Below are 1,471 nucleotides of genomic sequence, written 5' to 3'. Positions count from 1 at the left end.
GGTTCCGACGCTGACGGAATCATAATCTTTCCAGCGCCGCAGCTTGACTTGATCCTGCGCAAACAGCTGCGATGGCCCGGGCGCTAGGATGGGTTAAGCAATTGCAGAGGAAGCAAGGTGACCGGTTCAGTCCTCCATAAATATGCCGATGCGCGGCTCCCGCGTTACACGAGCTATCCCACGGCTCCGCACTTTTCCGATGCTGTTAATTCCGGCACCTATGGGGATTGGTTAGCGGCACTGTCGCAGGACGAGCCTGTCTCGCTTTACCTTCACGTCCCGTTCTGCCGCTCGATGTGCTGGTATTGCGGCTGCCACACCACCATCACGAGGCAGGACCAGCCGATCCTTGCCTATCTCGATGGCTTGAAGGCGGAAATCCAATTGGTGGCGGATCGTACGCCATCTCCGCTTACCGCTGGCGATGTTCATTTCGGTGGCGGCACGCCCACCATCGTCGAACCGGAAGAATTCGCCGCCCTGATCGACCTGCTCAAAGCGCGCTTTGTCTTCAGCGATCGTACATCCATTGCGGTCGAGGTTGATCCACGCACATTGACGGCCGATATGGCATCGACACTTGGAGCATGCGGGGTGCGGCGGGCGAGCCTCGGTGTGCAAAGCCTCGACCCCAAGGTCCAGCAAGCGATCAATCGTATTCAGACTGAGGAACAGACGGCCACCGCCGTTGATCGCCTGCGCGCCGCCAGGGTCGACAGCGTCAATTTCGACCTGATCTACGGGCTGCCGCACCAGACCGTCGAATCCTGCAAAGACACGGCACGCAAGGCTGCGGCGATGCGCCCTGACCGGTTTGCTGTATTCGGTTATGCCCATGTCCCGTGGTTCAAGAAGCATCAGCGCATGATCGACGAGGCGGCACTGCCTGACAGTACGGCCCGGATGGATCAGGCGGCAGCGATTGCCGACGCGCTGTTATCGGCCGGTTACATCCAGATCGGGCTGGACCATTTCGCGCTGCCCGATGACGAACTGGCGCATGCCTGGCGGGAACGAACGCTACATCGGAATTTCCAGGGCTACACCACCGACAACTGCCGGTCGCTGATCGGGTTCGGAGCCTCTGCCATTGGCCGGAACCCTGAGGGCTATGTTCAGAATGAAGTTGCGCTCGGGCTTTATGCCCGTCACGTCACGTCAGGCCGGCTCGCGACAGCGAAGGGTTACCGCTTGACTGCAGAGGACCGCCTGCGGGCGGAAATCATCGAACGGCTGATGTGTTATTTCGAAGCCGATATTCCAGCAATCTGCACCCGTCACGGTTTCGACATCGCTGCAATCCTCGACTGCGCCAGGGCGTTGTCTGATTTGGTCCACGATGGTCTGGTCGAACTCAAAAGGGGCGTCGTGCGCGTCAACGCGAAGCATCGTTTCGTCGTCCGCTCCGTGGCGGCCGCCTTCGACGCATATCTTCCGCAGTCGCCACGCCCACACGCCAAAGCTAGCTGAA

Annotated in this window: 1 protein-coding gene; it reads left to right on the top strand. The window is 60.0% G+C overall.

The features are described 5' to 3' along the window. The first annotated feature begins 117 nt into the window (after window positions 1–117). A complete protein-coding gene (gene hemN, locus EET67_RS25310; RefSeq protein WP_128628918.1) occupies window positions 118–1,470 on the top strand; it encodes an oxygen-independent coproporphyrinogen III oxidase in 1,353 nt (450 codons plus the stop codon). Window position 1,471 lies beyond the last annotated feature (1 nt).

The organism is Borborobacter arsenicus (assembly GCF_003934165.1).
GTDB lineage: Bacteria > Pseudomonadota > Alphaproteobacteria > Rhizobiales > Rhizobiaceae > Pseudaminobacter > Pseudaminobacter arsenicus.
The sequence above is the reverse complement of the archived record's forward strand: the minus strand, read 5'-3'. Positions and strand labels throughout refer to the sequence as shown.